The organism is Pseudomonas sp. YH-1, from assembly GCF_051990045.1.
GTDB lineage: Bacteria > Pseudomonadota > Gammaproteobacteria > Pseudomonadales > Pseudomonadaceae > Pseudomonas > Pseudomonas nicosulfuronedens.
In genome coordinates, this window is record NZ_CP178184.1 from 1,193,658 (window position 1) to 1,219,054 (window position 25,397).

Sequence of the window (25,397 nt, forward strand, 5' to 3'; positions counted from 1 at the left end):
GCCATGGCGATCCTGGGGTGGCCGGGCGAGCGGGGCGCAAGGCCATGCTAGGGCAAGGCCGCATCGACATTCCTTGATGTTGGTGGTGGTGCGCGGTCTTTCGGCGGCGCAAAAAAATGCCCCGGCAAGCCGGGGCATTTTCAGCACAACGTCAGAACGCTATTCCTGCGGCTTCTTCAGCTTCGGATTGGGGAAGAACTGCACCCCCTGCACTTTCGGGTCCTTGGGCTTTTCCAGCGCGCTGGTGTTGACGCGGGTGGAGAGCTCTTTCGGTACCGACTGGCCCTGGGCGTTGAGCGTGTCGGCATAGCCGCAGGCGACGCATTCGCGGTGCGGCACGCCATCGACGTCCCACATGACGATCTTGTCCTGCTCGCTGCACGCCGGGCAGACGGCCCCGGCGATGAAGCGTTTCTTCACCTCGCTCATCACGCCGCCTCCTCGGAGAGGCCCGAGTGGCGCAGCAGGGCGTCGATGGACGGCTCGCGGCCACGGAAGGCCACGAACAGCGCCATCGGCTCCTGGGAGCCGCCCTTGGCCAGGATCGCGTCGCGGAAGGCCGCGCCGGTCGCCGGGTTGAGCACGCCTTCTTCCTCGAAGCGCGAGAACGCATCGGCGGACAGCACCTCGGCCCACTTGTAGCTGTAGTAACCGGCCGCGTAACCGCCGGCGAAGATGTGCGCGAAGCTGTTGGCGAAGCGGTTGTATGCCGGCGGGCGCATCACCGCGACTTCGTCGCGGATCGCTTCGATCACGTCGAGCACGCTGCGGCCGTCGCCGTGGGTGGCGTGCAGTTCGAAGTCGAACAGCGAGAACTCCAGCTGGCGGACCATCATCAGGCCGGACTGGAAGTTCTTCGCCGCGAGCATCTTCTCCAGCAGGTCCTGGGGCAGCGGCGCGCCGGTTTCGTAGTGGCCGGAGATCAGCGCCAGGCCCTCGGGCTCCCAGCACCAGTTCTCCATGAACTGGCTCGGCAGCTCCACCGCGTCCCAGGCCACACCATTGATGCCCGAGGCACCGGCGTGTTCGACGCGGGTCAGCAGGTGGTGCAGGCCGTGGCCGAATTCGTGGAACAGGGTGGTGACTTCATCGTGGGTCAGCAGCGCCGGCTTGCCGCCGACCGCCGGGGTGAAGTTGCACACCAGGTAGGCCACCGGCGCCTGCAGGTCGCCGCCGGCGGTGCGGCGACGGTCGCGGGCGCCGTCCATCCAGGCGCCGCCACGCTTGTTGGCGCGGGCGTAGAGGTCGAAGTAGAAGCGGCCCACATGCTGGCCGTTTTCCTCGATCTCGAACAGGCGCACGTCCGGGTGCCAGCGCTCGAAGTCGGAGAGCTCGCGGATCTGGATGCCATAGAGCTTCTGCACGATGGCGAACAGGCCGGAGAGCACCTTGTCGATCGGGAAGTATTCGCGCAGGGCTTCCTGGGACACGCTGTAGCGCGCCTCGCGCAGCTTCTCGCCGAAGTAGCTGGCATCCCAGCTCGACAGGTTCGCGCAGCCCTGTTCGGCGGCGTACGCCTTGAGCTGCTCCAGGTCCTGGGCAGCAAAGGGCTTGCTGCGCACGGCCAGGTCGCGGAGGAAGTTCAGTACCTGTTCGGGCGTCTCGGCCATCTTGGTGGCCAGGGACAGCTCGGCGAAGTTCGCAAAGCCCAGCAGGCGCGACAGCTCCTGGCGCAGGTCGAGGATTTCCTGCATCACCGGGCCGTTGTCGTTCTGCCCGGCGTTCGGGCCTTGATCCGAGGCGCGGGTGCAGTAGGCGGCGTAGACCTCTTCGCGCAGCGCGCGGTCCTCGGCATAGGTCATCACGGCGTAGTAGCTGGGGAATTCCAGGCTGATCAGCCAGCCGTCCAGCTCCTTGGCCTGCGCGGCGGCCTGCATCTGTGCCTTGGCCGATTCGGTCAGGCCGGCCAGCGCGGCTTCGTCGGTGACGTGCTTGGTCCAGGCCTGGGTGGCATCCAGCAGCTGGTTGGAGAAGCGGCTGCCCAGCTCGGACAGGCGCGTCTGGATCTCGGCGTAGCGCTGCTGCTGTTCGGCCGGCAGGTCGATACCCGACAGACGGAAGTCGCGCAGGGCGTGTTCGAGGATGGTCTTCTGGGCGACGTCGTAGCCTTTCGACTCGGGGCTGCTGGCGAGCGCCTCGTAGGCCTTGAACAGCTCGCGATTCTGGCCCAGCTCGGTCCAGTAGGCGGACAGCAGTGGCAGGCAGCCTTCGTAGGCATCGCGCAGCTCGGCGCTGTTGCACACCGCGTTGAGGTGGCTGACCGGACTCCAGGCCTTGCCCAGGCGGTCATGCAGTTCGTCCATGCTCAGTACCAGGCCGGCCCAGGTCGGGGTGCCGTTCTGCTGGGCGAGGATGCGCGCGATGGCGGCGCGGTTGTCGGCGAGGATCTGCTCGATGGCCGGCTTCACGTGCTCGGGGCGAATGGAGGAGAAGGGCGGCAGGTCGTAGCTCTGCAGAAGAGGATTCGCGCTCACGGTGGCACCTTGGCTGAAGAAACACCCGGCCATCTTAAATACAATCGGCCGTAACCGCAGCCAGAGTAAGACTATCGTGACGATTCGAACCTATCAGGGCAAAACGCCATCCCTCGGCGAGCGCGTGTTCGTCGATGCCAGCGCCGTGGTCATCGGTGACGTGGAGATCGGAACGGACAGCTCGGTCTGGCCGCTCGTCGTGATCCGCGGCGACATGCACCGCATCCGCATTGGCGCGCGCACCAGCGTGCAGGATGGCAGCGTGTTGCATATCACCCACGCCGGACCCTTCAACCCGGACGGCTTCCCGCTGACCATCGGCGACGAAGTGACCATCGGCCACAAGGTCCTGCTGCACGGCTGCACCCTCGGCAGCCGCATCCTGGTGGGCATGGGTTCCATCGTCATGGACGGTGCGGTGATCGAGGACGAGGTGATCCTCGGCGCCGGCAGCCTGGTGCCGCCGGGCAAGGTGCTGGAGAGCGGCTTCCTGTATGTCGGCAGCCCGGTAAAGAAGGCCCGGCCGCTGAGCGACAAGGAGCGTGCGTTCTTCAGCTATACAGCCGGGAACTACGTGAAGCTCAAGGACCAGCATATCGCCGAGGGGTTTGCGGGCGAGTAATCGTCCCGACGGGTGGATAAAGCGCAACGCTTTATCCACCGATTTCCGAACGGCGGATAACGCCTGTGGTGCTATCCGCCCTACGTTCCGATCGATTCATCTGGTTGGGCGGTTCGCGAGCAAGCTCGTTCCTACAGGGGACTCCGCGCTCGTCGTAGGAGCGAGCTTGCTCGCGAACCTGGTCGAACCGCCGGACGGCCCGCCGCGCCAGGCCTTGCGCCCTATACTGAGCTCAGGTGACCGGACGCCAGCGCGTGCCCGGCCGGGTTCAGCAGCGGGCGGCCAGCCATCACGGCACCGCCGAGCCGGCGAGCGGCCATGAACAGTCTGTGCTCCCCCAGTGCCACCGTTTCGCCCTGGCGGCGCGGCGGTGTCATCGCGCTGCTTCTGCTGGCGCTGGGTGGCTGCGCCCAACATCCCGCTCAACCGGCTGCCCCCATCACAGAAGCCACCTGGCACCAGGTCGACGCCGACATCGGCGCCGCGTCGCTCGCCGCGACGTCCCAGGCTCGTGCTTATGCTGAAGAAGCCATGCAGCAGTGGATGGACCTGGTCTATCAACGCACCGACGAAAAATTCATTCCCTGGTTCTCCAGCTACTGGACCCAGCAATGGCTGGGCATGAAGGTCGCCTGGTACAAGATGGGGTCCCATGGCGACCTCGATCCCACCGTCGACAAGCTCGCCGCCTACCTGCAGGAGCAGTACCGCAAGCAAGTGCTCGTCCCCGTGGCGAAGCAGATCGACCCCGATTCGGTGATGGAAAAGGCCACGCGGCATTACATCGAGCTGCTCACCGTGGCGGTGAAGGCGATTCCCCAGCATCGCGGCATACCGCAGAAGGCCTTCGACGAGCACCTGATGGGTATCCCGGCGATCTCTCTGGGCCCGCCCTCCAGCCGCGATGCTTCGCTGTATGACGTGGTGTACGCCAAGGACATCGGCAAGCTGCCCGCCTTCACCGCGCTGATGCAGGAGATTCGCACCGCCTCCGGCAAGGCCGGCGCCGGCACCAGGGTCAGTGGCGTCTCGCCGGTGGCGCAGCGCACCAGCGCGAAGCTGGTCAATGAACTGAAGAATCGCAGCATCGCCGGCGTGGTGGCGGGCGCAGCGGGCAAGGTCGCCGGTTCGGTCATCTCGGTGGCCTTCACCCTGTTCAGCATGGCCGGCAACGACAAGGAACGGCCCGAGGTGGAGACCCAGTTGCGCAAGGAGATCAACGCCGCCTTCGACGAACAGTGGCTGGCGCTGATGCGTGATCCGGACGGCGGGGTAATGTCCGGCGTGGATCACCTGGGCGCTCGCGTCCAGGCAAGCCTGGCCGGCCGCCTGGCACAGCCGGAGGACGAGCCAGACGATGACTCAAACGTGCAGACCTACGGCGCCGGGGAGGCCGAGCCGGTGAGTGTCAGCGGCGGCTTCCGGGTGCTCAGGCAAGGGCAGGGCTCTGCGCCCTGACGTGTCGTTCGGCGATCCGCGCTTCGCGCGGGCGGCCTTGCACAGTATCCTTCCCGCCCGACTTTCGCGGCCGGACGCTGACCTCATGCATTACCAGAACATCCTCTTCGACCTCGACGGCACCCTCACCGATCCGCGCGAGGGCATTACCCGCTCGATCCAGTACGCGCTCGCCCAGCTGGGCATCGACGAGCCCGACCTGCGCCAGCTCGAACACTTCATCGGCCCGCCGTTGCTGCAGTGCTTCATGAGCACCTACGACTTCGACGAGGCGCGCGCCTGGGAGGCGGTGAACCACTACCGCGTGCGCTTCAAGGACACCGGGCTGTACGAGAACAAGGTGTTCGACGGTGTTGCCGAGCTGCTGCAATTGCTCGGCGGCCAGGGCCGCACACTGTACATCTGCACCAGCAAGCCGACCGTGTTCGCTGCCGAGATTGCCCGCCACTTCGACTTTGCCCGGCACTTCAAGGTGATCTACGGCAGCGAGCTGGACGGCACGCGCACCAACAAGGTCGAGTTGATCGAACATCTGCTGGGCATCGAGCAGCTGGATCTCGAGCAGACGCTGATGATCGGCGACCGCAAGCACGACCTGATCGGCGCGCACCGCAATGGCCTTTCCGCGGCGGGCGTCGGCTATGGCTTTGGCAGCCGCGAGGAGCTGATGGCGGAGAGCCCGGCGCATTACTTCGCGAGCCTGGACGAGTTGCGCGCGGCGTTTGCCTGATCGACACGTGCCGGGGCTGTTCGCGAGCAAGCTCGCTCCTACAGGTCCGCGCTAACGGCTCTTCGTAGGAGCGAGCTTGCTCGCGAACCCGGCTGGGCAGCCCGTGTCACGTCCTGCCCTCACCCCAGCCCTCTCCCGGAGGGAGAGGGGGCCGATCGTGCCGGCTGGCGCTGCAGTTTCACCCTGCTCCAAACGGTTCCCTCTCCCTCTGGGAGAGGGGCAGGGTGAGGGGCTTTTGATCTCGCAGGAGCGTGCAGCCTAACCGCGCAACCACTCCGCCAACCGCCCCATCATGTCATCGCATCTGGCCAACTGCTCCAGGCTGACGAACTCGTCCGGCTTGTGGCCCTGGTCCATGCTGCCCGGGCCGCAGACCACGGTGGGGATGCCGGCCTGGTGGAACAGCCCGCCTTCGGTGCCGTAGGCGACGGTGGTGAAATCCCGCGAACCGCTGAGCAGCGCAATCAACTCGGCGGCCTGCGCCTGTTGGTCGGTGACCAGCGCCGGATAGGCGGAAATTTCGCTGAAGCGGATATCCGTCTCGGCCTTTACCGCGCGCATCTTCGGCAGCAGCTCGGCCTCGGCGAAGGCGCGCAGGTCATCGGCGACCTGTTGCGGGTCATCGCTGGGCAGCGCACGGACCTCGAAATCGAACTGGCACTCGGCGGGCACGATGTTCAGCGCGCGGCCGCCGCTGATCACGCCGGTCTGCACGGTGGAATAGGGCGGGTCGAAGCGCGGGTCGTGGCGCGCAGGCTCCGCCAGGCGGGTGCCGATCTCGCCGAGGCGGCCGATCAGCTTCGCCGCGTATTCGATGGCGTTCACGCCCTGCGGTGCATAGGCCGAGTGACACGGCGCGCCGTGCACCTGGCAGCGCATGGCGAGCTTGCCCTTGTGGCCGAGCACCGGCTTGAGTTCGGTGGGCTCGCCGATAATGCAGAGCATCGGCTTGTGCTCGCGGTGCTCCAGCGCGGCGAGCAGCGAGCGCACGCCGAGGCAGCCGACTTCCTCGTCGTAGGAGAAGGCCAGGTGCACCGGCAGGCGCAGCGGTTGGGCAAGGAACGCCGGCACCGCCGCCAGCACACAGGCGATATAGCCCTTCATGTCCGCCGTGCCGCGCCCGTAGAGACGACCGTCGCGCTCGGTCAGTTCGAACGGCGGCACCGTCCACGGCTGGCCATCGGTCGGCACCACGTCGGTGTGGCCGGACAGGCACACGCCGCCGCGGTCCTGCGGGCCCAGGGTGGCGTAGAGATTGGCCTTGCCGCCTTCGGCATCGTGGAACAGCTCGCAGGCGATGCCGAAGCCTGCGAGGTAGTCGCGGATGTAGTGGATCAGCGCCAGGTTGGAGTTTCGGCTGACGGTGTCGAAGGCGATCAGGTCGGCGAGGATTTCACGGCTGGAAGGCATGGTCGGGTCCTGCATTGGGGCTTTCTTTGTCAATGCGCGGTTTCGGTGTTTGGGTGAATACCCTCTCCCCAGCCCTCTCCCTGAAGGGAGAGGGGGCTGACCGTGCCGGCTGACAGCATGGTCTCATCTTGCGACGAATGGTTCCCTCTCCCTTCGGAGCGGGGCGCGCAGCCAGGGTTAGGGAGAGGGGGCTCTCGCAGGTCAGGCATTGCGTCACTCGTCGCCCGGCACACCGTAGCTCGGTGCCTTGGTCGGGTCGAGGGCGCGCACGAGATAGTCCTCCAGCTGCGGCTTGTAGGCCACCCAGAGTTTCTCCAGCTCATCGATGGGCGCTTCGTCCGCCCAGTCCACGCGCAGGTCGACGATCGGCCAGACCAGGTCGCCGACCACCTTCAGCGCGGCCGAATGCACCGGGCCGGCTTCGCCACCGGCGGCCATCGCCGCCTGCATCGCGGCGAGCAGACGCTCGGCCAGGCAGCCGTTGGCGCTTTCGAAGGCCTGGGTCATGGCTTCGATCACGGCGGGGGAGGACAGCAGGTTGCCAGCCGCCACACAGTTTTCCCCGGCCACGGCGTTGTATACGCCCAGGGCTTCGCTGCCGGTGAACAGCGCGACCTTGCCGTGCTGGTCGATCACCGTCACCTGGCGGTACTGGCTGTAGCCGTTGCTGGAGAGTGCCTTGTCCAGCGCTGCGCCCGGCTCCAGGCCGGCTTCGAGCTGGTCGAGGATCTGCGGACCGAGGGCCGGCAGGGTGATGTTCTGCGTGGCCACCGCACCGACGCCGGCGCGTACCCAGGGGCAGCGGGCGCCCACGGCAATGCTCGACGAGCTGATGGCGATACCCAGTTGTCCGGTTTCGGCGCAGCGGCCGACGATGGAGAAGGTCATGGTGGCTCCTTTGCTTGTTCTAGTCGCGCAAACCTGCACAAACGACGAAGCGGCGAGGCAGGAAATCCCGCGTCGCCGCATCGTCTTTCAGGTCATCGATCAGTCCGGAATGACCGCGATGACGTCGATCTCCATCAGCCACTGCGGCTGGCCGAGGGCCGACACCACCAGGCCGGTGGAGATCGGGAACACACCCTTCAGCCACTTGCCGACTTCCTGGTACACCGGCTCGCGGTAGCGCGGGTCGATCAGGTAGGTGGTGGTCTTGACGATGTGCGACAGGTCGCTGCCGGCTTCTTCCAGCAGTTGCTTGACGTTCTTCATCGCCTGCTCGGCCTGGGCACGCGGGTCACCCAGCCCTACCAGGTTGCCCTCGAAGTCGGTACCGACCTGGCCGCGCACGTACACGGTGTTGCCGGCGCGTACGGCCTGGCAGAGGTCGTTGTCCAGGGTCTGGTTCGGGTAGGTGTCCTTGGTGTTGAACATGCGAATGCGAGTATGGGTAGGCATCTCTTACTCCCAGGATGCGGCTTTGGGTACGGAGCCTTCGCGCTGCGAGGCGTCCTGATATTCGACGTAACGGCGCTGGGTGGCGATGTGGCCGGCCACGTGCTTGGCGTCGTGCCAGACGCCCCAGATGAAGGTGGAACCGCGACGGGACAGCCACGGCAGGCCGACGAAGTACACGCCCGGCTCGCGGGACACGCCGCGCTGGTGCTTGGGCTTGCCCTTGTCGTCGAAGGCGTCGACCTGCAGCCAGTTGAAGTCCACGGCGTACCCGGTGGCCCAGATGATCGCGGTGATGCCGGCGTCGGCGAGGTTCAGTTCCTGGATCGGATGGCGAATGCACTCGGCATCGGCGAAGACCTTGCGGGCCTCCGGCTCCAGCGGCAGGTCCAGGCCGTTGCGCTCGATATAGGCGTCGGCGGCGTCGAGCAGGCCGAGGTAGTTGTCGTCGCCGGCTTTCAGGTTCGCCACCAGGTCGTCCTGGAAGGTCACTTTGCCGCCTTCAAAGGACTTGGTCAGGCCGGTCAGGGTGATGCCCTCGTTGGCCAGGCGACGGAAATCGATGGTCTCGCCACCACGGGCACCGCTCACGGCGATGGTCACGTGCTCGCGGCCCGGCTGCACTTCCTCGGCATCCCACAGGCCGAGCACGCCCAGCCACCAGACGAAGTCGCGGTTGCGGTAGGCGCGCGGCGGGCGATCATGGGCGCCCACGGACAGGTAGGTCTTCTTGCCGGCGCGGTTCAGCTCGTCGGCGATCTGCACGCCGGAAGAGCCGGCACCGATCACCAGCACGGCGCCTTCGGGCAGCTGCTGCGGGTTGTAGTACTTGGCCGAGTGGATCTGGTACAGGCCTTCGTCCTTCGGCGCGATGGCCGGGATCACCGGGCGCTGGAACGGGCCGGTGGCGGAGACGATGCGCAGGGCCTGGATCGTGCCCTCGGAGGTTTCCACGGTGAAGCCGGGGCGGCCTTCGTTGCGGGTGACCTTCTTCACTTCCACGCCGGTGCGGATCGGCGCGTTGAACTGCTTGGCGTAGGCGACGAAGTAATCCGCCACCTGCTCTTTATGCGGGAAATCGTCCGGGCCGACCGGGAATTCCATGTTCGGGAAGCGGTCATGCCAGGCCGGGCCGTTGGCGACCAGGGAGTCCCAGCGGCCAGTGCGCCAGGCTTCGGCGATGCGGCTCTTTTCCAGCACGATGTGCGGCACGCCCTGTTGGGTCAGGTGCTCGCTCATGGCCACGCCGGCTTGTCCGGCGCCAACGACCAGCGTGTCGATTTCCAGGTTATCAAGCGACTTCTTGCCGAAGGCGCCTGGATTCAGGTCGGTCATGGCTTGCTTCCTCAGACTCTGATCACGTTTGTTCTTGTTGCGGCTAGCGATGAGGTGTTGGCCGCATTCTGTTCAGAGGCTGGGATTAGCGAAATTATGTTTTTTGTAGTCGCAGGCTAGGGAAAAGCTGCACCCACGCAAACCCCGCGGCCCGCGGGCTGCAGGGGCGGGGCTATAGGATTTTTGGTGGCTGGGGCGACAAATTGGATAGGCAGAATATGGCTTGTGCGGCTTTTCGTAGGGACATCCCAGCTCTATAGGATGGGTGGAGCGCAGCGATACCCATGCTGCTGGTGCGCCGGATTGATGGGTATCGCTGCGCTCCACCTCATCCTACGAAGATGTTCATCCTGAAAGTCAGGCAGATCAGCGACTCTGGGCCACTGCCTCGATGAACCGCTCCAGCACCAGGTTCGGCCGGCGGCCCTTGCGGGTCACCACGGTCAGCGGGATGTCGTAGTGGAAGCGCTCCGGCCGCAGCGCGCGCAGGCGGCCCTGGGCGACCCAGTCGGCGGCGTAGTGGTCGGGCAGGTAGCCGATGTAGCTGCCGGTGAGGATCAGGAAGGCCATGCCCTCGCGGTCGGAGGCGTTGGCGCTGCCGGACAGCTCCTGGTGGCGCTCCTGCGCCTCGGCCGGGATGCGGTAACTCGGCGCCACTGCGTCGCAGGCGTGGATTTCCGCCACCGTGATGCTCGCGTCGTCGCGCTCGAACAACGGGTGTTCCTGGCTGCAGAACAGCAGCGAGCGTTCTTCGTAGAGGGCGGAATACTCCAGCCCCGACAGCGGGCTGATGAGCGGCACCACCCCGACATGCAACCGTCCGTCGAGAACTCCCAACTCGATCTCGTTGGGCGTGGTCATGCCGATGTTGATCCGCACGCCCGGCCCGCTGGCTTTCAGCGCGCGCAGGGCGTGGGTGATGCGCATCTGCGGCAGGGTCACCAGGTTGTTGATGATGCCGATGTTCAGCTCGCCGCGCAGGTGCTGGTGCAACTCGTTCACTTCGGCGCGGAAGCCCTCCAGTGCCGCCAGCAGCGACTGGGTCGCGCGGTACACCTCGCGGCCCTCGTCGGTCAGCGCAAAGCCCGCCCGGCCGCGCTGGCACAGGCGCATCCCCAGGCGCTTCTCCAGGTCGCCCATGTGCAGGCTGATCGCCGAGCGGCTGATGCCCAGCGTGCTCTCGGCGGCCGAGAAGCTGCCGCACTCGACTATGGTTTTGAAGATGCGCAGCAGGCGGATCTCGAAGTCGCTGACCTGGCCCAGGGAAGGCGCTCGTTGTTTCGCCATTTTAGTTTTACCAATCCGAAACTGAACGTAAGAAGAATAAGCTTTAACTCACGTTAAGTCAGGCCCAATCTACGAGCATCGCACCAGGCCCGACGCGGCCTGCGCGCCCAACAAGACTGTCTTCGAGGACAAGCTGCATGAACCAGCAAGTGAACGTCACCCCGTCGGTGGCCAGCGAACTGAACCTGAAGGCCCACTGGATGCCCTTCAGCGCCAACCGCAACTTCCATAAAGACCCGCGCATCATCGTCGCCGCCGAAGGCAGCTGGCTGGTGGACGACCAGGGCCGCAAGATCTACGACAGCCTGTCGGGCCTGTGGACCTGCGGCGCCGGTCACTCGCGCAAGGAAATCGCCGACGCGGTGGCCAAGCAGCTGACCACCCTCGACTACTCCCCGGCCTTCCAGTACGGCCACCCGCTGTCCTTCAAGCTGGCCGAGAAGATCACCCAGCTGACTCCGGCCGGCCTCGACCACGTGTTCTTCACCGGCTCGGGCTCCGAGTGCGCCGATACCTCGATCAAGATGGCCCGTGCCTACTGGCGCCTGAAAGGCCAGGCGCAGAAGACCAAGCTGATCGGCCGCGCCCGTGGCTACCACGGCGTGAACGTCGCCGGCACCGCCCTGGGCGGCATCGGTGGCAACCGCAAGATGTTCGGCCAACTGATGGACGTCGACCACCTGCCGCACACCCTGCAGCCGGGCATGGCCTTCACCAAGGGCATGGCCGAGACTGGCGGCGTCGAGCTGGCCAACGAACTGCTGAAGCTGATCGAGCTGCATGACGCCTCCAACATCGCCGCCGTCATCGTCGAGCCGATGTCCGGTTCCGCTGGTGTGCTGGTACCGCCGAAGGGCTACCTGCAGCGCCTGCGCGAAATCTGCGACCAGCACAACATCCTGCTGATCTTCGACGAAGTGATCACCGCCTTCGGCCGCATGGGCAAGGCCACCGGCGCCGAGTTCTTCGGCGTGAAGCCGGACATCATGAACGTCGCCAAGCAGGTCACCAACGGCGCCATCCCCATGGGCGCGGTCATCGCCAGCAGCGAAATCTACGACACCTTCATGGGCCAGAACCTGCCGGAATACGCCGTCGAGTTCGGCCATGGCTACACCTACTCCGCGCACCCGGTCGCCTGCGCCGCCGGTATCGCCGCGCTGGACCTGCTGGAAAAAGAAAACCTGATTCAGCAGTCCCTGGAACTGGCTCCGCACTTCGAGAAGGCCCTGCACGGCCTGAAGGGTGCGAAGAACGTCGTCGACATCCGCAACTGCGGCCTGGCCGGCGCCATCCAGATCGGCGCCCGTGACGGCGACGCCATCGTGCGTCCGTTCGAAGCCAGCATGAAGCTGTGGAAAGAAGGCTTCTACGTGCGCTTCGGCGGCGACACCCTGCAGTTCGGCCCGACCTTCAATGCCAAGCCCGAAGACCTGGACCGCCTGTTCAGCGCCGTCGGCGACGCCCTTAACGGGGTGGCGTAAGTGAGCGAACGTCCGAAGGCCGTCCCGACGGTACAGATCGACAACGACAAGGTCCTGGTCACCGAGTGGCGCTTCGCCCCCGGTGCCGAGACCGGTTGGCACCGCCACGGCATGGAATACGTCGTGGTTCCGGTGACCAACGGCGAGCTGCTGCTGGAAACCCCCGAGGGCGAGCGCCGTGCGCCGCTGGTCCTGGGCGCGAGCTATACCCGCCAGATCGGTACCGAGCACAACGTGATCAACCCTTGCGATCACGAAGTGGCCTTCATCGAGATCGAGCTCAAGAGCGACGAACACTCGCACAGCCACTGAGCGCGCGGGCACGCGAGAAGGCATGCCGGCGGATGTCACCGTAGAGTGACCTTCCCGGCGAGCCTCGACGCCCGACCCGTGCACCGTACAAATCCCCTCTCCCTTCAGGGAGAGGGCTAGGGAGAGGGGCTCTTGAGAGGGCCCACCCCCACACTTTCAGCGAGAAGAGACTTCCCATGACCACCGTCAAGCACCTGATCGGCGGCGAGATGATCGCCGACACCGGCCGTACCGCCGACGTCTTCAACCCGTCCACCGGCGAAGCCATCCGCAAGGTCCCGCTGGCCAGCCGCGAAACCGTGCAGCAGGCCATCGACGCCGCCAAGGCCGCCTTCCCGGCCTGGCGCAACACTCCGCCGGCCAAGCGTGCCCAGGTGCTGTTCCGCTTCAAGCAACTGCTCGAAGCCAACGAAGCGCGCATCAGCCAGCTGATCAGCGAAGAACACGGCAAGACCCTGGAAGACGCCGCCGGTGAACTCAAGCGTGGCATCGAGAACGTCGAGTACGCCAGCGCCGCCCCGGAAATCCTCAAGGGCGAGTACAGCCGCAACGTCGGCCCGAACATCGACGCCTGGAGCGACTTCCAGCCGATCGGCGTGGTCGCCGGCATCACCCCGTTCAACTTCCCGGCCATGGTGCCCCTGTGGATGTACCCGCTGGCCATCGCCTGCGGCAACACCTTCATCCTCAAGCCGTCCGAGCGTGACCCGAGCTCCACCCTGCTGATCGCCGAACTGTTCGAAGAAGCCGGCCTGCCCAAGGGCGTGCTGAACGTGGTGCACGGCGATAAGACCGCTGTGGACGCGCTGATCGAGGCCCCGGAAGTCAAAGCCCTGAGCTTCGTCGGTTCGACCCCGATCGCCGAGTACATCTATTCCGAAGGCACCAAGCGCGGCAAGCGCGTGCAGGCCCTGGGCGGCGCCAAGAACCACGCCGTGTTGATGCCCGACTGCGACCTGGACAACGCCGTCAGCGCCCTGATGGGTGCGGCCTACGGTTCCTGCGGCGAGCGCTGCATGGCCATCTCCGTCGCCGTTTGCGTGGGCGACCAGATCGGCGACGCGCTGGTCGAGAAGATCGTTCCGCAGATCAAGGCCCTGAAGATCGGCGCCGGCACCTCCTGCGGCCTGGACATGGGCCCGCTGGTTACCGGCGCTGCCCAGCAGAAAGTCACCGGCTACATCGACGCCGGCGTCGAGCAGGGCGCGCAGCTGCTGGTCGACGGCCGCAACTACAAGGTGGCTGGTCACGAGAACGGCTTCTTCGTCGGCGGCACCCTGTTCGACAAGGTGACCCCGGACATGACCATCTACCAGGAAGAAATCTTCGGCCCGGTGCTGTGCATCGTGCGCGTGAACAGCCTGGAAGAAGCCATGCAGCTGATCAACGACCACGAATACGGCAACGGCACCTGCATCTTCACCCGCGACGGTGAGGCTGCCCGCCTGTTCTGCGACGAAATCGAAGTCGGCATGGTTGGCGTCAACGTACCGCTGCCGGTACCGGTGGCCTACCACAGCTTCGGCGGCTGGAAGCGTTCGCTGTTCGGCGACCTGCACGCCTACGGCCCGGATGGCGTGCGCTTCTACACCAAGCGCAAGGCCATCACCCAGCGCTGGCCGCAGCGCAAGTCGCACGAAGCGGCGCAGTTCGCCTTCCCCAGCAATGGCTGATGGTGAATAGCTGAAGAAAAAGGCCGGTCCGTTGACCGGCCTTTTTTGTTTCAAGCGGCAGAACTTGTAGATCAGTGGCGCTGAAAAGATGGTACGTAGTTAGGTACAATGTTGCCTCGCTCGCCACTGTTCGCCATCGGCGGCAAGGATGACCTTTCATGCAAGTACTCACCTTCACCCAGGCCCGCGCCGACCTGAAACAGACCATGGACGATGTGTGCCGGGATCACGAACCGGCGGTCATCACGCGCCAGCGTGGCGAACCGGTGGTGATGATTTCGTTGGAGGACTACAACGGCATGCAGGAAACCCTCTACCTGCTGAGTTCCACTGCCAACGCCAAGCGGTTGCGCGAGTCTATCGACGAAGTGCGCACCGGCAAGGCTCAGGTCAAGGAGCTGACCGTTGAACGTGAAGTCGAAAAGCCGTAACAAGACGACCGCCCGGGGCTCCATCAGCGTTGCCTTCACCAGCCATGGCTGGGAGGACTATCAGTTCTGGGAGCAGAGCGACGGCGAGGTGTTTCGCGTCCTCAACGAGCTGATCGAGGAATGCCGGCGGACGCCGCACAAGGGCACGGGTAAGCCGGAGCCGTTGAAGGGGGATCTGTCCGGGTTCTGGTCGCGGCGCATTACCCGTGAGCACCGGTTGGTGTATTTCTTCGAAGCGCAGGTACTGACGATCCTGCAGTGCCGTTACCACTACGACAAATAGGGCCGCTGAAGCGGCCCTTTTTCTTTTCCGGCTAGTCGGCCCAGGCAAGTCGGGGGACTTCTTCCCAGCGCATCCACAGGTCGCCTTGCCAGTTCAGCAGCATCAGGCGGCGGGCGTCCCAGGTGAGGAGGACGCGTTGCGGAGTGGTGGATTGCGGGGTGTGCTGGTCGCGCAGGGTGGGGAGGACGTCCTGGGTGAGCCAGCGGTCGAGGGATTCGAGTTCGGGGTGGCCGAAGCGGATGAGGGCCTTGTAGAGGGCGGCTTCGCTGAGCATCACGGTTTCTTCTTCGCTGCCGGTGCTGTAGGCAAGGCAAACGGTGCGTACTTCGTGGGGATAGCAGCGGTGGTGGATGCTGTGGGGGAAGCGGTAGGCGACGAGGCGGGCGATGTCGCGGGCGGCGAACCAGGGTTGGTTGTCGATCATCACGCCGCGCAGGGGGCGGTTGTGGCGGGTGAAGAAGGTTGGGGTGTAGGTGCTGTGCATAAGTGGAACTCCTAACGATTAAAGGAGCCGCATCCATGTCGCCAAACATAGGAGGCGGACCGCGCGGGGTTGGCGAACCGGACGTCAGGTCCCGGCAGACCCGGAGGTCTCCCCGCGCGATCCGCCATAAGCGTTGCAGAAATTTCTGCAGGGTGCGCGGGGGCCTACAAAAACATTCGCTGTTTTCGTAAGCACTTGTGGGCGCTATCGCGCCTGACGTCTCTGGGTCGCCAAACCCAGGTCACGGAGGTGACGGGGCGAGGATAGGAAGGGCAGGAATGCCCAACAAGAAGCCGTTTCCGGCGTGCGTGTAGGAGCGAGCTTGCTCGCGAACCTGCTGTGGCACGGTGCCTGTTCGTAGGAGCGGACTCCGTCCGCGATGTGTTTGCCTCGCGCCTTTGTTTCACGCGTCGCGACGGCGTGCGCGTGGGCTTCTTGTTTCGCCCCCTCGGGCGAGTCACTTTCTCAAACGCCAGAAAGTAACCAAAGGGCTTGCCCCTCCATCCGGTTTTTCGCTTAGGCGAAAAATTCCCCCGTTGAATCGAAGTTTCAGGGGCACGCGCTGACGGGCCATCCCTGGCCCGACAGCGCTCTCGCGGCATCCATGCCGCTCAACCCCTGAAACTCCGATTCAACGGGGCCTCCTGAAAGGGGCGGTTCGGCGTGCGTGGGTGTTTTTCTGGAAGTCTTTAAGAGCCAGAGCCAGAGCCAGGACGTAGGGCGAATAACCCGGAACGGGTTATCCGCCGCTAAGGCTCTTCTACCGGTGGGGCCGTGCCATTGCCGCCCCCTCACCCCAGCCCTCTTCCAAGGAGAGGGAGCCGTCTGTGCCGGCTGACGATGAGGTTTCATTCTGCTCCGAACGGTCCCCTCTCCCGCGTGCGGGAGAGGGTTAGGGTGAGGGGCTTTTGATCTTGTCGGCACGGACTCTGGTTGATCCGGCGAGGGCTGCGTTAGGCGGGTTCGCGAGCAAGCTCGCTCCTACAAGGGTCTCGACGCGGCAATCAGCCCAGGTGTTTCTTCAGGTAGATGCGCTGATGCCCCGGCGGGCAATCCTCCAGCACGCCCATGCGCTCGAAGCCCTGTTTCTCGTAGAAGCCGGGGGCCTGGAAGCTGTAGGTGTAGAGGAACAGGCCGACGCAGCCGCGGCGGCGGGCTTCGTCTTCGGCCAGCGCGATGAGCTGGCTGCCCAGGCCGCTGCCGCGCTGGTCGTCCTGCAGCCAGAGGTAGTCGATGTAGAGCCAGCCCATGCCGGACTGGCCGAACATGCCGCCGACCACTTCGCTTTCTGCGTTGCGCGCGTAGAGCTCGAAGTCGTCATAGGTGTTGCTGCGGCCCATCTGCCCGAGGTTGTAGGCGAGCAGGCCCTTGACCACGACGTCGCGCGCCTGCGGGTCGATGCCGAGGGTGAAATCGAATGGGGTTTGCATGGTGCCCTCCGGATTGGCGAAGGCCACCAGTCTAGGGAGATGCCGCCGCGATGGGTAGGCGCCTTTGGTAGCGGCGGGCGTGCTGGGACGAACAGTGCGGGAAGCTCAGAGCAGTTCTTTGCGCGACATGTTGATCGACAGCAGCTTGGTATCGCGGAAGAACAGATAACGATAGGCCCCGCCGCTGGGTCCGTACATCCAGGTTTCCAGTTGCGCTTCGCCAGCAATGAGCTTGCCGGTCGAGTCGCGCCGCGGTGGCCTGGGGGGGACGATCACGCGTTTGGCAGGCTCGCCACATTTGGCGAGCACCTCATCCATCGGGTCGCCTTCGTTGATCAGGCTGGTGCCGCAGCGCAGGGTGCCGGCGTGGGCGGTTCCGGCGGCCAGGGTCAGGAACAGTGCTATCAGCCAGGGGCGCATGGGTCGATTCCGGTGCGGGTTCGCTGCCCAGTCTAACGCCCGGCAATCGGTTGCTTCATTGAGCTGATGCAGGTTCAGCGCGTGCTGCCAACGTTGCGCACGTACAGGTCCTTGCCGCCCGTGCCACTGGTGCCCCGTGCCTGCAGTTCGAAACGCTTGGGGTGGCCCTTGATCAGGTCGCTGAGCTTCTTGAAGCCATACAGGCGCGGGTCGAACGCTGGCCGCAGCTTGCTGATGTTCTGCCCCAGAGCGCCGAGTTGCACCCAGTCGTCATCGTCGCCGTCGATGTCGTCGAGCACCTTGGCGATGAAGTCCAGCGGGACCTTCTGCGACTTGGGCTTGGCGGCGGGTTTGGGGCTGTCGTTGGCGCTGGGGGCGGCGGTCTTGTCGGTGACGGCAGGCTGCTCGGCTGGTGCTGCCGGCTCGGCGCGGAGGATCTCGGTGTAGATGAACTTGTCGCAGGCGGAGACAAAGGGTTTGGGCGTCTTCTCTTCGCCGAAGCCATAGACGGTCAGCCCTTCCTCACGCAGGCGCGCGGCCAGGCGGGTGAAGTCGCTGTCGCTGGAGACCAGGCAGAAGCCGTCGAAGCGCCGGGTGTAGAGCAGGTCCATGGCGTCGATGATCAGCGCGCTGTCGGTGGCGTTCTTGCCGCTGGTGTAGGCGAACTGCTGCATGGGCTGGATGGAGTGGTCGAGCAGCACCTGCTTCCACTTGCCCAGGTTAGGCTTGGTCCAGTCGCCGTAGATGCGTTTGACGCTGGCGACGCCGTACTTGGCGATCTCCTCGAACAGGCCCTCGACGATGGCGGCGGGGGCGTTGTCGGCGTCGATCAGCACGGCGAGGTGGGTCTGCTGGCGAGTGGCGGGGGACTTGTTGGCCATGCTGCATCCTTTGCTGGGGATCAGACGACCATAGTGCGCGAGGGCGGGCGCGACAACCCGGATGCACCGATAGAATCATTGCGCCATCATCGGAGCAGGCATATCCTCCGCCACCGTTCAGGGAGGAACGTGGCGCCATCATTCGATCGCGAACTGCCTGGGCGTCCCATCTGCCATCGAAGGAATGACCATGCTTCGCTTTCTCTGCGTTTCCCTTTTCGCGATCCTGCTGACCGGCTGCGCCTCTTCGGCGAAGGTCGAGAACATGCAGGTCAACGACCAGCAGGCGCACACCCAGGGCTACGATGCCGCGCTGCGCGACAACCTCCAGGTCGCCGACGTCGAGGGCGGCAAGAAGACCAACCCGCTGTGGACCTCGCAGATCGATGGCGCCGACTTCCGTGCTGCACTGGAGCAATCCCTGGGCAAGGCCGGCCTGCTCGGCCAGGGCGACAAGGCGGCCTATTCGCTGCGCACCAAGCTGGTCAGCCTCGACCAGCCGGTGTTCGGCTTCAACTTCACCGTGACCTCGACCGTCGAGTACAGCCTGGTGGAAAACGCCAGCGACCGCGTGGTCTGGCAGGAAACCGTCAAGGAGCCCTTCACCGCCGGCGTGGGTGATGCGTTCTACGGCGTGACTCGCCTGCGCCTGGCCAACGAAGGCTCGGCTCGCGCCAACATCAACACCCTGCTGCAACGCTTGGGTGGCCTGAAGCTGGGTGCCGGTCAGGTGTCGCTGCAGAACTGATCTCGCACCGCGAAAAAAGCCCGGCCATGGCCGGGCTTTTTTCTGGAGCTGCCGTTACGCGGTGGCGAACTCGCACTTGTCCCGCCCGCTGCGCTTGGCGTCCAGCAGGGCGGCGTCGGCGCGGCTGAGGGTCTGCGAGTAGCTTTCGCCCGGATGGTGCTCGGCGACACCGAAGCTGGCAGTGACGGACAGGGCGTTGGTGCCCACGCGTACGGCCAGGCAGCGGATATCGTTGCGCACCCGTTCGATGATCGCGGCGGCATCGCTCAGACGGGTGTCGGGCAGGATCAGCAGGAACTCCTCGCCGCCCCAGCGGCCGCAAAGGTCGTACTGGCGCAGGGCGGATTCCATGGCGCGGCCGATTTCCACCAGCACGCGGTCGCCCACTTCGTGGCCCCAGGTGTCGTTGACCTGCTTGAAGCGGTCGACGTCGAGCATGGCCAGGACGTAGGACTCACCGTGGCGCTGGGCGCGCTCGCTTTCCTCGCGCAGGCGCTCCATCAGCAGGCGGCGGTTGGCGATACCGGTGAGGGTGTCGTGGGTCGAGGCTTCCTTCAGCGCGATGTTGAGGTCGCGCATCATGTCCTGGTAGCGGTCGGAGATGCGCGCGACCTTTTCCAGCTGGCGCAGTTGCTTGTGGTAGCGCTCGGACAGTGTGCTGTTCTGCTGCCGGGCCATGGACTGGAAGCCGTCGGAAATCCGCGCGATGCGTTCCAGGCGCGCGAGCTGGTCGAGGGATTGCTGATGCTTCTGGTACAGGGCTTCGCGCAGGGGGTGCCCTTCGTACTGGGGGTCGGCCAGCAGGTCTTCGATCAGCAGGTCCAGCTCGCGCTCGCTAGTCATGGCACTTACTCGTCGTAGGCTTGGATGACGAACGGGAAGGTACAGTCCTCGCGGAATTCCTCGGCCAGTTCGGCGACGCGTTCGTTGCGTCGGTCGTAGTGCCACGCCACGCGGGTGCTGCGGCCCTGGCCGTGGGCTTCTTCGAGCAGGTCGAAGATGTCCATCATGGCCTTGATCGAGCTGGTGTTGAGGTACAGAAGGCGCAGGTCGAGTTCCAGCGGACGCTTTTCCTCGGTAAGGAAGCGTTCGACCCACTCGATGACCTGGCCAAAGAGTTCATAGGAGTTCTCCGGGTAGGAGTCGCCTTGCATTGCGAGGATGCCGGCTTGCCAGTCGCCGTGGATCTGTGGGGTGGATTGGGTTCCGGTGACGTTGAGATCGCTCATGTCGGGTCTTCCTGAATTTCGCGGTTCAGATCACGGCGCGCAGGCTGAAGAAGGCGCGGCCGTCGGGTTGTTCGGTGAGGGAGGTCTTGAGCGGCGCGCTGGACTTGCGGGCAATGTCCAGCAGGCCAAGGCCTGCGCCGGTGGAGGCTTCGGCGTCGCGCGGGCGGCGCAGCTGCTCCTTGTAGGCGGCCTTGAGCTGGGCCTTGTCGAGCCCTGCAATGGCTTCGATGCTGCGCACCAGACCCTGGCCATCAGCCAGTTCCACCAGGTTGCCGGCGGAGACCACATAGTGGCCTTCGTCATCGCGGGCAATCGCCACGGTGGCCGAGGCCTCCTGGTCGTTGTAGCCGCGCTGGGTGGCGTAGTGGCGGATGTTCTGGGTCATCTCGATGTAGACCGCGAAGACGTCCATCGCCTCGCTGGGGTGCGCCTGTTCGGCCTGCATGTAGTTGCGCAGCGCGTGGCCGATTTCCTCGATCAGGCTGCGCGAGATGGGCCCGTTGAAGCAGAGCAATATGCGTTGCCGGGTAAAGCTCTCGCGCATGGCCAACAGATCTAGCGATTCCATGGATTAACCCCTAGTCGAAGCGGAAAGAGAGAATGGTGATGTCGTCACGCTGCGGCTGCTCGCCTTGGTAGTGGGCGAGGGTAGCGGCGAACACATCGGCCTGCTCGGCCAACGGTCGGCGCGCGTGGTTGCGCAGCAGGTCGGCGAAGCGGCTGTTGCCGAAGCCGAAGCCGTGCTCGCCGCCGGCCTGGTCGAGGAAGCCGTCGGTGCACAGGTAGTAGGTCCAGCCGGCTTCCATCGGGATCGCCACGTCCTGATAGTCGCCCTGGCGCTTGTCGCCGATGGCGCGGCGCGCGCCCTTGTATTCGCGCACGTCATTGCCGTCGCTGGCGAACAGGGAAATCTTCGCACCGGAGAAGTGCAGCAGCTTGCGCTGGTGGTCGACGCGCACCAGGCCCGCATCCATGTTGGTGGCCAGCGAGTGGGTGAATTCTTCCTGGCCGAGCATGCCGCGCATCACGTGGTCGGTCTCGCGCAGGATGGCGGCCGGGTCGTGGCTCTTCACGCTGTCGATGGCGTGGTCGATGGCGGCCAGGGCGAGCATGGTCATCAGCGCGCCGGGCACGCCGTGGCCGGCGCAGTCGACCACGCCGATCAGGCTGTCGGCGGGGCCTTCTCGGTAGATGTAGAAGTCGCCGCCGACCACGTCGCGCGGTTTCCACAGGACGAAATGGTGCTCGCCCAGGGACGCCTGCAATTGGCGGTCAGGGAGGATGGCGCGCTGGATCAGGCTGGCGTAGTCGATGGAGTCGCCGATCTTCTTCTGTGCGGCGGCCATCTCGCGGTTGGCCGCTTCCAGGGCCTGGGTGCGTTGCTGGACCTTGTCCTCCAGTTCCTCGGTGTGCCGGCGGACCTGGTCGGCCATGCTGGCGAAGGCGCTGGAGAGTTCGCCGATCTCGTCCGGGCGGGTGCGCGGCAGCGGGCTGTCGTATTGCCCCGCGGCGATGGCCTTGGCCGATTGCTTGAGGCCGCGCAGCGGGCGCAGCACCAGCAGGTCGACGGTGTAGGCGAAGCCGATCAGCAGGATCGCCAGCAGCCCGGCGAGGGTGCCCACCAGCGGCCAGATCCAGCGGCTGTCGAGCACTTGCGCGGCGTGCAGGTCGATGGCACTGAGCACATGCCAGCGCAGCTGCGGGATGTAGGCGGTGGCGATCAGCTGTTCCTTGCCGTCGATGGTGCCCCACATGGTTTCCACTTCGCCGGGGTTGGTCTCTGCCTGGCGCAGGGTCTGGCGCAGCGCGGTGCGTTCCTGGTCATTGGCCAGCAGGTCGTAGACGTGGTGCTTGGCCTGGCCGCTGGAGCCGGAGTTATAGGCGATCAGGCGAGTGTCCGGGTGCGCCTGGATGGCGCCCTCGGGGTCGACGATCATCGGCGTCACCCCGGCCTCGCGGCGCGAGATGAACTGGTCGAGGAACTCGGTGAGGTCGAGGCCGCCGCCGGCGAGGCCGACTTTTTCGTTGCCGGCGCGCACCACCATGTTGAACCAGACCTTGGTGACCTTGAGCTTCTCGTTGTAGTCGACGTTGATGTTGTACAGCTCGTCGCGCGCGAGGGTATCGAAGTACCAGGAGTCCTTCGGGTCGTCCTGGCTCAGGGTGTAGCGCGGGGAGTTGGAGAGCGGCGAGCTGGAGTCGTTGAAGTAGTAGTGGCGCGAGGAGTCCACCACGACGAAGTAGGAGTAGTTGTGCTGGTCAGCGCGGAAGCCTTCGGCTTCGCGGAAGAACAGCGCACGCCGCGCCGGGTCGTTCTCGGCGAGCAGCCAGTCCTGTGTCACCACGGACTCGGCCAGGCGTCGCGAGAGCGCCAGCTCGCGAATCACCGGCGCAATGATCTTCTGCTGGTTGAGCAGCGTGAAGTTTCTCGCGAAGGCGAGGCCGAAATGCGTGCGGATGTCCTCCATGGCTTTCCAGCCCAGCATGACTGCCGGTACCAGCGCCAGGAGACAGGCGATGAGCAATGCCACCACCGATTTGCCGCGCAACCCCCATCTTGCCGCCATGGCTATCTTGTTTCCCCGTGTCGCCCGCCGTGTGCCGGTCTTTTGGCGAAAGCTCAATTGTGCATTTTGTATACGGGCACAATCAAACCAAATTGATATCGAATCGCCATATTATTGGCGCCGGTCAATTGGCCTGAGTCTAGACCCTGTGTGAAAAGCCGCTCGGCAGTGCGGTATGATTCCCGCAGAACTAGACGCGGTTCCCACTTCCGCTCTGGCGCGCCTGCTGTAGGAGCGAGTCTGCTATGCGCTCCAGCGGCAGGACTTCCTTCGCCGCACCCAGCTCCACCGCCTCGCGGGGCATGCCGTAGACCACGCAGGTGGCTTCGTCCTGGGCGACGGTGTGGCCGCCGGCCTGGCGGATCGCTTGCAAGCCGCGGGCCCCATCCTTGCCCATGCCGGTGAGCAGCGCCGCGATGAGGTTGCGCCCGGCGCAACGGGCGAGGGAGTTGAACATCACGTCCACCGCCGGCCTGTGTCCATTCACCGCCGCCTCCCGGTGCAGGCGAACCACGTAGTTGGCGCCGCTGCGCTGCACTTCCATGTGGTAGTCGCCGGGAGCGAGCAGCACGTGACCGGGGAGGATGCGGTCGCCGTCGCGGGCTTCGCGTACTGACAGGCGCGTCTGACGGTCCAGTCGGTCGGCGTAGGATTTGGTGAAGCCCGGCGGCATGTGCAGCGTGACCACCGTACCGGGGCAGTCCGGCGGCAGTCCCAGCAGGACTTCCTTGATCGCCTCGGTGCCGCCGGTGGAGGCGCCGATGGCGAAGATCTTTTCGGTGCTCAGCAACGGCGCACTGCTCGTCGCTGGTGCGCCGGTCGCAGCCGCAGGGCGCGCACGGGGCAGGCGCGCGCGGGCGGCGGCCTTGAGCTTGGCGCAGATTTCCTCGGCGTAGGCCTGCATGCCCTCGGCGATGCCCAGTCGGGGCTTGGCGATGAAGTCGATGGCGCCCAGCTCCAGCGCGCGCAGGGTGGCTTCGGAACCCTTCTCGGTGAGCGAGGAGATCATCAGCACCGGAGTCGGCCGGCCCTTCATCAGCTTGTCGAGGAAGGTCAGGCCGTCCATGCGCGGCATTTCCACGTCGAGGGTGATGACGTCCGGCGAGTGCTGCTTGATCAGGTCGCGGGCGACGAAGGCGTCGGGCGCCGCGCCCACCAGCTGCAGCTCCGGGTCGTTGTGGATGATGTCCTTGAGCAGGCTGCGAATCAGCGCCGAGTCGTCGACGATCAGGACCTTGACGGCCATCGGGCGTCCCTCCTTTCAGAACAGGTCGATGCTCCCGCCGCGCTCCCGACGGGACAGTTGCTGGCAGTACTGCCGCTCGCGCTGCAGTACCGTGTCGTTGGCCAGGGTGCGCAGCTTGCGCACCAGCACCCGGCCGCTGCCGGGGAAGAAATAGACCTTGCGCGGGTGCACGTCGAGCAGGTCCTGGGCGGCCAGTGGAATGTCCTCGTCCTCCAGATACTGCAGGACGAACTCGACGTTGCGCTGGCCGACGTCGGCGCTGAGGTTCTTCAGCACCGAGCCCCCGCCGAACACCTTGGCTTCGAAGTACCGGCGCTGGGCGCCGCGACGCATCAGGCCATTGATCAGCAGGTCCATGGCATGCACGCCGTAGCGCCCGGAGTTGGACAGCAGACCTTGCACACCCGTGTCGCCGGGCAGCATGAAGTGGTTCATGCCGCCCAGCCCGCTGCTGCGGTCGCGCAGGCAGACGGAAACGCAGGAGCCGAGCACCGTGACCAGCATGACCGGCTCGTCGGTGACGTAGCACTCGCCGGGCAGCAGCTTCACGGCCTCCATGCCGAAGCGTGGGTCGTAGTAGCGATTGGGTTGGTCCAGGGCTGCGCCCATCAGTGGCTCTCCACCGCCTGGTAGGTCGTACGCCCCACCGAACGCACCAGGTGGCTGGCGTGGACGAAGTTTTCCGAGTGCCCGGCGAAGAACAGCCCACCGGGCCGCAGCAGGCGCACCATGCGTTCGAGCAGGCGGGTCTGGGTCGGCTTGTCGAAGTAGATCATCACGTTGCGGCAGAAGATCGCGTCCAGGCCGCCGGCAATGCCCCAGTCGCGGTCGAGCAGGTTGATCTGCCGGTAGTCGATCATCTGCCGCAGCTCGCGCACCACCCGTGCCTTGCCGGCGTTGCCGCCGGTGCCACGGAGGAAGAAGCGCTTCTTCTGCGCCGGGCTCAGTGCCTCGATGCGCTCCAGTGGATAGATGCCCTGGCGTGCCTGGCCGAGCACGCCGGTGTCGATATCCGAAGCGATCAGCTCGATGGGCGGGGCGAAGCTGCCCAGCGCGTCCACCAGCGTCATGGCCATGGAGTAGGGCTCCTCGCCGGTGCTCGAGGCGGTGGACCAGAACCGCAGCGGCTGATGGTCCTGCACCTGCTCGGCGGCGAAGCGGCCGAGGTGGTCGAAGTGGTGCTTCTCGCGGAAGAAGGCGGTGAGGTTGGTGGTCAGTGCGTTGACGAATTGCTGCCACTCTTCCTCGTGGCTCTCCAGGTAGGCGAAGTACTCGGCGAAGCTGCCCAGGCGCAGGCTGCGCAGTCGCCGTGACAGGCGGCTGTAGACCAGCTGCTGCTTGTTCTCCGAGAGGCTGATGCCGGCATGCTGGTACAAGCGCTCGCGCACCTGCTGGAAGTCCCGGCGGGTGTAGTGGAATTCGTGCTCGGGGGCGGGCAGGTGGATCGACATCGGTTGGTCTCGGTGGTAGGCGGATTGCGTAGGGCTGATAACGCCTG

Annotated in this window: 27 protein-coding genes; 9 read left to right on the top strand and 18 right to left on the bottom strand. The window is 65.4% G+C overall.

Translation table 11 applies throughout. From position 1 onward, the window contains the following. Positions 1 to 159: 159 nt before the first annotated feature. Together ACKI1H_RS05425 and prlC are read right to left on the bottom strand one after the other, a co-directional pair. Positions 160 to 429 (bottom strand): YheV family putative zinc ribbon protein, encoded by a 270-nt coding sequence (locus ACKI1H_RS05425; protein WP_024763727.1) that lies wholly within the window; start codon positions 427 to 429, stop codon positions 160 to 162. Next, a complete protein-coding gene (gene prlC / locus ACKI1H_RS05430; RefSeq protein WP_138519944.1) occupies positions 429 to 2,474 on the bottom strand; it encodes an oligopeptidase A in 2,046 nt (681 codons plus the stop codon). The genes ACKI1H_RS05425 and prlC overlap by 1 nt, the downstream gene beginning before the upstream one ends. Before the next feature lie 76 nt (positions 2,475 to 2,550). Here prlC and ACKI1H_RS05435 point away from each other — a divergent pair, with 76 nt between their 5' ends. The 3 genes from ACKI1H_RS05435 to ACKI1H_RS05445 all read left to right on the top strand — a co-directional run bounded on the left by ACKI1H_RS05435 (position 2,551) and on the right by ACKI1H_RS05445 (position 5,284). After that, the gene (locus ACKI1H_RS05435) at positions 2,551 to 3,096 is read left to right on the top strand and encodes a gamma carbonic anhydrase family protein (RefSeq protein WP_138519943.1); all 546 of its coding nucleotides are present in this window, start codon (positions 2,551 to 2,553) and stop codon (positions 3,094 to 3,096) included. A 318-nt stretch (positions 3,097 to 3,414) separates the two neighbouring features. Continuing rightward, positions 3,415 to 4,554 carry a hypothetical protein gene (locus ACKI1H_RS05440; protein ID WP_440467841.1) on the top strand — a complete coding sequence of 380 codons (1,140 nt, stop codon included), beginning with the start codon at positions 3,415 to 3,417 and terminating at the stop codon, positions 4,552 to 4,554. 85 nt (positions 4,555 to 4,639) lie between these two features. Continuing rightward, the gene (locus tag ACKI1H_RS05445) at positions 4,640 to 5,284 is read left to right on the top strand and encodes an HAD family hydrolase (RefSeq protein WP_440467842.1); all 645 of its coding nucleotides are present in this window, start codon (positions 4,640 to 4,642) and stop codon (positions 5,282 to 5,284) included. Between the two features lie 258 nt (positions 5,285 to 5,542). On the opposite strand, the gene argE is transcribed toward ACKI1H_RS05445, so the two are convergent. The 5 genes from argE to ACKI1H_RS05470 all read right to left on the bottom strand — a co-directional run bounded on the left by argE (position 5,543) and on the right by ACKI1H_RS05470 (position 10,711). Further along, positions 5,543 to 6,694 carry an acetylornithine deacetylase gene (gene argE / locus ACKI1H_RS05450; RefSeq protein ID WP_440467843.1) on the bottom strand — a complete coding sequence of 384 codons (1,152 nt, stop codon included), beginning with the start codon at positions 6,692 to 6,694 and terminating at the stop codon, positions 5,543 to 5,545. Between the two features lie 213 nt (positions 6,695 to 6,907). Then, complete coding sequence (locus tag ACKI1H_RS05455; RefSeq protein ID WP_138519939.1) at positions 6,908 to 7,582, bottom strand: DUF1028 domain-containing protein; 675 nt, start codon at positions 7,580 to 7,582, stop codon at positions 6,908 to 6,910. A gap of 99 nt (positions 7,583 to 7,681) precedes the next feature. Then, positions 7,682 to 8,092, bottom strand: a complete 411-nt coding sequence (locus ACKI1H_RS05460; RefSeq protein ID WP_015474916.1) for a RidA family protein — start codon at positions 8,090 to 8,092, stop codon at positions 7,682 to 7,684. Positions 8,093 to 8,095: 3 nt separating this feature from the next. Next, positions 8,096 to 9,424 (bottom strand): flavin-containing monooxygenase, encoded by a 1,329-nt coding sequence (locus tag ACKI1H_RS05465; RefSeq protein ID WP_138519938.1) that lies wholly within the window; start codon positions 9,422 to 9,424, stop codon positions 8,096 to 8,098. Between the two features lie 366 nt (positions 9,425 to 9,790). After that, on the bottom strand, positions 9,791 to 10,711 hold the full coding sequence (locus tag ACKI1H_RS05470) for a LysR family transcriptional regulator (protein WP_440467844.1): 921 nt from the start codon (positions 10,709 to 10,711) through the stop codon (positions 9,791 to 9,793). 137 nt (positions 10,712 to 10,848) lie between these two features. Here ACKI1H_RS05470 and ACKI1H_RS05475 point away from each other — a divergent pair, with 137 nt between their 5' ends. The 5 genes from ACKI1H_RS05475 to ACKI1H_RS05495 all read left to right on the top strand — a co-directional run bounded on the left by ACKI1H_RS05475 (position 10,849) and on the right by ACKI1H_RS05495 (position 14,894). Then, a complete protein-coding gene (locus ACKI1H_RS05475; RefSeq protein WP_138519936.1) occupies positions 10,849 to 12,195 on the top strand; it encodes an aspartate aminotransferase family protein in 1,347 nt (448 codons plus the stop codon). Continuing rightward, positions 12,196 to 12,507, top strand: coding sequence for a cupin domain-containing protein (locus ACKI1H_RS05480; RefSeq protein ID WP_440467845.1), 312 nt, complete (start codon positions 12,196 to 12,198; stop codon positions 12,505 to 12,507). A gap of 176 nt (positions 12,508 to 12,683) precedes the next feature. Beyond that, positions 12,684 to 14,180, top strand: a complete 1,497-nt coding sequence (locus tag ACKI1H_RS05485; protein ID WP_024766243.1) for a CoA-acylating methylmalonate-semialdehyde dehydrogenase — start codon at positions 12,684 to 12,686, stop codon at positions 14,178 to 14,180. A 158-nt stretch (positions 14,181 to 14,338) separates the two neighbouring features. Continuing rightward, positions 14,339 to 14,611, top strand: coding sequence for a type II toxin-antitoxin system Phd/YefM family antitoxin (locus ACKI1H_RS05490; protein ID WP_440467846.1), 273 nt, complete (start codon positions 14,339 to 14,341; stop codon positions 14,609 to 14,611). Then, a complete protein-coding gene (locus ACKI1H_RS05495; RefSeq protein WP_440467847.1) occupies positions 14,586 to 14,894 on the top strand; it encodes a Txe/YoeB family addiction module toxin in 309 nt (102 codons plus the stop codon). Before ACKI1H_RS05490 ends, ACKI1H_RS05495 begins: the two co-directional genes overlap by 26 nt. A gap of 31 nt (positions 14,895 to 14,925) precedes the next feature. Here ACKI1H_RS05495 and ACKI1H_RS05500 read toward each other — a convergent pair whose 3' ends face one another. From ACKI1H_RS05500 to ACKI1H_RS05515, 4 genes are all read right to left on the bottom strand, one after another. Beyond that, positions 14,926 to 15,378: a BRO-N domain-containing protein gene (locus ACKI1H_RS05500; protein WP_440467848.1), complete on the bottom strand. Its 453-nt coding sequence runs from the start codon at positions 15,376 to 15,378 to the stop codon at positions 14,926 to 14,928. Positions 15,379 to 16,382: 1,004 nt separating this feature from the next. Next, positions 16,383 to 16,808: a GNAT family N-acetyltransferase gene (locus tag ACKI1H_RS05505; RefSeq protein ID WP_440467849.1), complete on the bottom strand. Its 426-nt coding sequence runs from the start codon at positions 16,806 to 16,808 to the stop codon at positions 16,383 to 16,385. A 105-nt stretch (positions 16,809 to 16,913) separates the two neighbouring features. Further along, positions 16,914 to 17,228: a DUF2845 domain-containing protein gene (locus ACKI1H_RS05510; protein WP_440467850.1), complete on the bottom strand. Its 315-nt coding sequence runs from the start codon at positions 17,226 to 17,228 to the stop codon at positions 16,914 to 16,916. 74 nt (positions 17,229 to 17,302) lie between these two features. After that, positions 17,303 to 18,109 carry an NYN domain-containing protein gene (locus tag ACKI1H_RS05515; protein WP_138519931.1) on the bottom strand — a complete coding sequence of 269 codons (807 nt, stop codon included), beginning with the start codon at positions 18,107 to 18,109 and terminating at the stop codon, positions 17,303 to 17,305. Positions 18,110 to 18,299: 190 nt separating this feature from the next. On the opposite strand from ACKI1H_RS05515, the gene ACKI1H_RS05520 reads away from it, so the two are divergent. Next, the gene (locus ACKI1H_RS05520; RefSeq protein WP_440467851.1) at positions 18,300 to 18,857 is read left to right on the top strand and encodes a hypothetical protein; all 558 of its coding nucleotides are present in this window, start codon (positions 18,300 to 18,302) and stop codon (positions 18,855 to 18,857) included. A gap of 54 nt (positions 18,858 to 18,911) precedes the next feature. On the opposite strand, the gene siaD is transcribed toward ACKI1H_RS05520, so the two are convergent. From siaD to ACKI1H_RS05555, 7 genes are all read right to left on the bottom strand, one after another. Beyond that, complete coding sequence (gene siaD, locus ACKI1H_RS05525; protein WP_440467852.1) at positions 18,912 to 19,700, bottom strand: biofilm regulation diguanylate cyclase SiaD; 789 nt, start codon at positions 19,698 to 19,700, stop codon at positions 18,912 to 18,914. 5 nt (positions 19,701 to 19,705) lie between these two features. Further along, the gene (siaC, locus tag ACKI1H_RS05530; RefSeq protein WP_138519929.1) at positions 19,706 to 20,086 is read right to left on the bottom strand and encodes a biofilm regulation phosphoprotein SiaC; all 381 of its coding nucleotides are present in this window, start codon (positions 20,084 to 20,086) and stop codon (positions 19,706 to 19,708) included. 25 nt (positions 20,087 to 20,111) lie between these two features. Further along, on the bottom strand, positions 20,112 to 20,654 hold the full coding sequence (gene siaB, locus ACKI1H_RS05535) for a biofilm regulation protein kinase SiaB (RefSeq protein WP_138519928.1): 543 nt from the start codon (positions 20,652 to 20,654) through the stop codon (positions 20,112 to 20,114). Between the two features lie 10 nt (positions 20,655 to 20,664). Further along, the gene (siaA, locus tag ACKI1H_RS05540; RefSeq protein WP_440467853.1) at positions 20,665 to 22,653 is read right to left on the bottom strand and encodes a biofilm regulation protein phosphatase SiaA; all 1,989 of its coding nucleotides are present in this window, start codon (positions 22,651 to 22,653) and stop codon (positions 20,665 to 20,667) included. 190 nt (positions 22,654 to 22,843) lie between these two features. Next, on the bottom strand, positions 22,844 to 23,899 hold the full coding sequence (locus ACKI1H_RS05545; RefSeq protein WP_440467854.1) for a protein-glutamate methylesterase/protein-glutamine glutaminase: 1,056 nt from the start codon (positions 23,897 to 23,899) through the stop codon (positions 22,844 to 22,846). 15 nt (positions 23,900 to 23,914) lie between these two features. Next, a complete protein-coding gene (cheD, locus tag ACKI1H_RS05550; RefSeq protein ID WP_440467855.1) occupies positions 23,915 to 24,508 on the bottom strand; it encodes a chemoreceptor glutamine deamidase CheD in 594 nt (197 codons plus the stop codon). Next, complete coding sequence (locus ACKI1H_RS05555) at positions 24,508 to 25,350, bottom strand: CheR family methyltransferase (protein WP_440467856.1); 843 nt, start codon at positions 25,348 to 25,350, stop codon at positions 24,508 to 24,510. Before ACKI1H_RS05555 ends, cheD begins: the two co-directional genes overlap by 1 nt. Positions 25,351 to 25,397 lie beyond the last annotated feature (47 nt).